Source organism: Streptomyces sp. UH6, assembly GCF_013421635.1.
Classification (GTDB): Bacteria; Actinomycetota; Actinomycetes; order Streptomycetales; family Streptomycetaceae; genus Streptomyces; species Streptomyces abyssomicinicus.
Genome location: NZ_JACADT010000752.1, coordinates 1 through 2,814 on the forward strand (window position 1 = coordinate 1; position 2,814 = coordinate 2,814).

Below are 2,814 nucleotides of genomic sequence, written 5' to 3' on the forward strand. Positions count from 1 at the left end.
TGTCCTCGACCACCGCGGCCAGCCGGCGGCGGACGTCGGCGTGGATGCCGTCCGCCAGCCGCTCGGTGGCCTCCTTGCGCAGTCCCTCCAGCTTCTTGGCGAGCAGCCGGCGCATGCCGGGCGAGCGGGTCTGCATCTCCGCCTCCAGGGCGCGGGCCCGCTCGTCGTCGCCGGTGGCGGCCGCGCGGTCCACCGTCAGCTCCACCCGCAGCTCGGCCCGGCCCTCCAGCTCCCGGAGGCGGGAGGCCAGTTCCTCCGCGTGCTCACCGAGCCAGCTGCGCAGCCGGTCCTCGGCACCGGCGTCCTCACCGGGGGCGACGAGGACGTTGAAGGTCATCGGCAGCACGGCCCCGGTCCGTTCCCAGACGGCGACGACCGCCCGGTCCTGTTCGACCACCCACCGGCGGACCTTCTCGTCGCCGCCCTCGAAGGGCTCGGGAGGACCGTCGTGCACCAGGGCGGCCAGGCCGGTGCCGGGAGCGCGGAGCAGCCGCAGGGGCCGGTCGTCGAGACCGGTGACCCCCTCGGCGGGTTCACCGGGGGCGTCCGGCAGCAGGGCGTAGACGTAGAGGGCGCCCTCGCTCATCGGCCCGCCTCCTCCGCCCAGCGCGCCGGGTTGACCAGCTTGTCCACCACGTCGTCCACCACCTCGTCGAGGCCTCGGTGGAGATCGGCCACGGAGGTGGTGATGCCGTGGTCCTCCTTGATCTCCTCCAGCGCCTCGTCCAGCTCGAGCAGGGCGTCGCCGAGGCGTTCGAGCTCCTCCTCGGTGAGGTCACCGCCCTCCATCCGGCGCAGCGCCTGGCGTTCGAGCGCCTCCTGGATCACCTCGACCAGGGTGAGCACGAGGGCCAGGACCCCGTGCTTGAGACTCTTCTCGTCGACCGTGAGAGCCATGTGCTGTCGTCTCCTTGCCTTGCTGTACGGCCCGCGGACCTGGTGCTCATGCCGCCGTCGTCATGCCGGCGGGGACGGCGCGGTGGGCGGGTGCGCCGTGTCGGCCCTGTTCGGAGCGCCCATCGCCTCCAGGGCGGCGGCCCAGCGCTCCGGCTCCTCGGCCGCGAGGGTGACCGTGCCGTGGGAGGCGGTCTCCAGCACGACGATCCGGCCGTCGCCACCGGGGCTGCGGCCGGGCTCCACCCGGGCCCCGAGGATGTCGTCCGGTACCACGAGCAGTCCCGGGCGTGCGTCGAGCGGCGACTTCCAGACCAGTCCGGTCGACTCCAGCCTGCCCTTGCCGCCGCGCCACAACGGGCCGCTGCGGCGCGGCTCCTGGTACCAGAGGTGGCCCTCCAGCGCGCCGGACGGCGCCCGCTCGGGCGCGGGCGGCAGCGCGCTGAGCGCCGGGTTGAGCGAGGACAGCGCCTCGTGAAGGCCGTGCGGGTCGGCGGCGGAAAGCAGCGCGGTCCGCCCGTCGAGGGTGGCCACCCGCAGCCGGGTGCGCTGCTCGCCCCCGACGGTGGTCTCGGTCTCCAGCTGCACGGTGCGCAGGTCGCGCACACCCGCCTCGAAGAGGACCTCGCGGGGGTCGCGGCGCAGCACCACCAGCCGCTGGTCGGTGAGGTGGACGCCGCCGGGGCGCCAGCCGGTGTACACGCCCTCCTCCAGGAGGTGCCCGCCGGGCATCCGGGTCACCAGCTCCTCGCCGGCACGCAGTTCGAGGTCGCGGCGGCCGACGGAGCGTGCCGCCCATGCCCGGGTGGACTCGTCCCACTGGTTGAGCATGCCGTACTCCAGCATCGTCTCCATGCCGGCGATGGCGGCGCGCAGGCTGACGCCGATGAGGGGGATGTCCGCGACCGCGACGATGAGGTCGAGGTGGAGCACCGCCCCCTTGTTCAGCAGCACCTCGACCAGATCGTCGAGCGTGACCCTCGGGTCGCGGGTGGGCTTCATCGGGGGCCGCGGCTGCGTCACTCGGTCCCCTCCTCCTTCTCCCTCTCCTTCCGGTCGCTGCGCGCGGTGCCGCTCGACCGGGAGGCGGTGCCGGAGGTCCGGGTGGCCGTCTTGCGCGCGGTGCGGGCCGTCCGGGACGTGGCCTTGCGCGCGGGGGCGGCCTTCCGGGGGGCGCCTTCGGTCTTCGGGGCCCGGGACCGCCCCTCCAGTTCCTCGGGTTGCCGGCCGCCGTCACGGGTGTCACCGGTTTTGGCGGCGTCACCGGTGACGTCGGTGTCGGCGGTGACGTCGGTGTCACCGGTGGCGGCCGCCCGGGACAGGGCCTGGGCGCTGCGCCAGCCGCACCAGGGGCACCACTCGTCCAGCAGCTGCCGGGTGGGCACCTTCTTGTCGCACTGCGGGCAGGCTTCCTTCTCCTCCTTGGCCTCACGCCACGCGGCGGTCTCGGTGTCCGTGCCCGCGGGGAACTCCAGGCCGTACCGGGACGCCGTCTCGAACGACGCCAGGGCGGCGCGGAGCCGGATGCCGAGGAGTTCGACGCCGGCCACCGAGACCATGATGTCGGCGTTGAGGACGAGGCCCTTGTCGAGGAGGGTCTCCACGACGTGGGCCAGGCTGCCCTCGCCGTCCCGGCGGGGTTCCAGGGCGCGGGCGTTGGCGGCGGTGCGGGGCGGTGACGACGTGAAGGAGCCAGGCCAGCGCTCCGGGGCACCCGGTGAGCCGGTCGCCTGACGGGCGGGAAGTCTGGGCTGTTCCTCGTTCATTCCCTACGCGTTACCGGTCCGCCACGCCACACACCTGGGCTCTGCGGCCCGCGTCGGGGAGACGCCGGTCACGCCGCGCGGCGTGCGCCGGTTCCGCCGCGCCCGGTCGGACCGCGCCCGGCTGGGTACCCGGCGCGCATGAGTGACGTTCTCG

Annotated in this window: 4 protein-coding genes; all 4 read right to left on the reverse strand. The window is 74.5% G+C overall.

Annotation, left to right across the window (positions count from 1 at the left end; all coding sequences use genetic code 11):
* The coding region (locus HW445_RS25285) for a GvpL/GvpF family gas vesicle protein (RefSeq protein ID WP_180223227.1) at positions 1 to 586 on the reverse strand (586 nt) is incomplete at its 3' end.
* On the reverse strand, positions 583 to 897 hold the full coding sequence (locus HW445_RS25290) for a gas vesicle protein K (RefSeq protein ID WP_108953034.1): 315 nt from the start codon (positions 895 to 897) through the stop codon (positions 583 to 585). The genes HW445_RS25290 and HW445_RS25285, both read right to left, overlap by 4 nt.
* 60 nt (positions 898 to 957) lie before the next feature.
* Positions 958 to 1,917: a gas vesicle protein gene (locus tag HW445_RS25295; RefSeq protein WP_308799884.1), complete on the reverse strand. Its 960-nt coding sequence runs from the start codon at positions 1,915 to 1,917 to the stop codon at positions 958 to 960.
* A complete protein-coding gene (locus HW445_RS34180) occupies positions 1,914 to 2,660 on the reverse strand; it encodes a gas vesicle protein (protein WP_306673360.1) in 747 nt (248 codons plus the stop codon). Before HW445_RS34180 ends, HW445_RS25295 begins: the two co-directional genes overlap by 4 nt.
* Between the last annotated feature and the right edge of the window lie 154 nt (positions 2,661 to 2,814).

Excerpts from the sequence above, each read along its gene's own strand:
- HW445_RS25290 (WP_108953034.1), bottom strand. The coding sequence starts at position 897 with ATGGCTCTCACGGTCGACGAGAAGAGTCTCAAGCACGGGGTCCTGGCC.
- HW445_RS34180 (WP_306673360.1), bottom strand. The coding sequence starts at position 2,660 with ATGAACGAGGAACAGCCCAGACTTCCCGCCCGTCAGGCGACCGGCTCA.